Source organism: Streptomyces sp. TAA204 (genome assembly GCF_000424965.1).
Genome location: NZ_KE384284.1, coordinates 6644 through 8271, shown reverse-complemented (window position 1 = coordinate 8271; position 1628 = coordinate 6644). Strand labels below are relative to the sequence as shown.

Genomic DNA, 1628 nt, shown 5'->3' with positions numbered 1-1628 from the left:
AAACCCTCACCCGGCTGACAGCCACGAATCTCCTCCGCCAACCCCACCCGATCCACCGACACACCGGCCTCGACACACACCACACGGCCCAGACCCCCCAAACCCTCCAGAGCAGACGCCACCCACGCCTCACCCCGCACACCCTCCGGAACAACCACCAACCACACACCACCAGCACCAGCACCAGCGGCATGCGCACCGGAAGACAGACCCCCCAGAGGCCTCCACACCTCCCGATAACACCAGGAATCCACCACCGACTGAACCCGCTGACGCCCACGCCACGACGACAACGCAGACGCCACCACCGACGCCAACCCCGCATCCAACTCCAACGCCGACGCCAAAGCCGACGCATCCTCCCCCTCAACCAACCCCCACAACGCCACATCCACCGGATCCGCCCCCACCACACCAGAGCCCACAACCACCCGCTCCGGCCAAAACCGCTCCCGCTGAAACGCATACGTCGGCAAATCCACCCACCCCGCACCCGACCCCGCAAAGAACACCGGCCAATCCACCGGCACCCCCCGCACCCACGCCTCAGCCAAAGACGTCACAAACCGCCCCGCACCCCCCGCATCCCGCCGCAACGACCCCAACGCCACAACCTCCACACCAGCGTCCTCGGCCGTCTCCTCCACCGCACCCATCAACACCGGATGCGCACTGCACTCCACAAACACCCGAAACCCATCACCCACCAACGACCGCACCACACCCGCAAACTCCACCGGCTCCCGCGCATTCCGGAACCAATACCCCGCATCCAACACACCCCCATCCACCAAACCCCCCGTCACCGTCGAATAAAACGGCACCCCACCCGAAACCGGCTCCACACCCTCCAACAACCCCGACAACCGCTCACGCAACGGCTCCACCTGCACCGAATGAGACGCCACCGTCGACCCCAGAACCCGAGCCCGAACCCCCAACGCCTCACACTCACCCACAAAACCCTCAAGCGCCTCCACATCCCCCGCCACCGTCACCGCCGACGGACCATTCACACCCGCCACCGACAATCGGCCACCCCACCCCGACAACAACCCACCCACACGACCCACCGGCAACGCCACCGACGCCACCGCCCCAGAACCCACCAACTCCCGCGCAAACAACTCAGAACGCAGCACCACAATCCGCGCCGCATCCTCCAACGACAAAGCCCCCGCCACACACGCCGCAGCAATCTCCCCCTGAGAAGAACCCACCACCGCAGCAGGCTCCACCCCACACGACCGCCACAACTCACCCAACGACACCATCACCGAGAACAACACAGGCTGAAGCACCTCAATGCGCTCCAACTCCCCCAACACCCCACCAGCCTGCGACTCCCGCAACACCTCCACCACAGACCAATCCACCAACGACCCCACCACCCGGTCGCACTCCCCCATCCACCCCGCAAACACCGGCGAAGAATCCAACAACTCCACCGCCATCCCCGCCCACTGCGAACCCTGACCCGGAAAAACAAACACCGGACCAGAACCCACCTCACCCACCACACCCCGCACCACAGAACCCGAAACAGACCCCGCCCCGAACCCCGAAACAGAACCCACCCCAGAAACCGCACCATCCACCACCACCGCACGATGCTCAAACACCGAACG

1 protein-coding gene is annotated in these 1628 nt (G+C 65.3%); it reads right to left on the bottom strand.

What is annotated here, in order from left to right:
- The coding region (locus H343_RS33390; RefSeq protein ID WP_486587095.1) for an acyltransferase domain-containing protein at positions 1 to 1604 on the bottom strand (1604 nt) is incomplete at its 3' end.
- Positions 1605 to 1628: the final 24 nt, after the last annotated feature.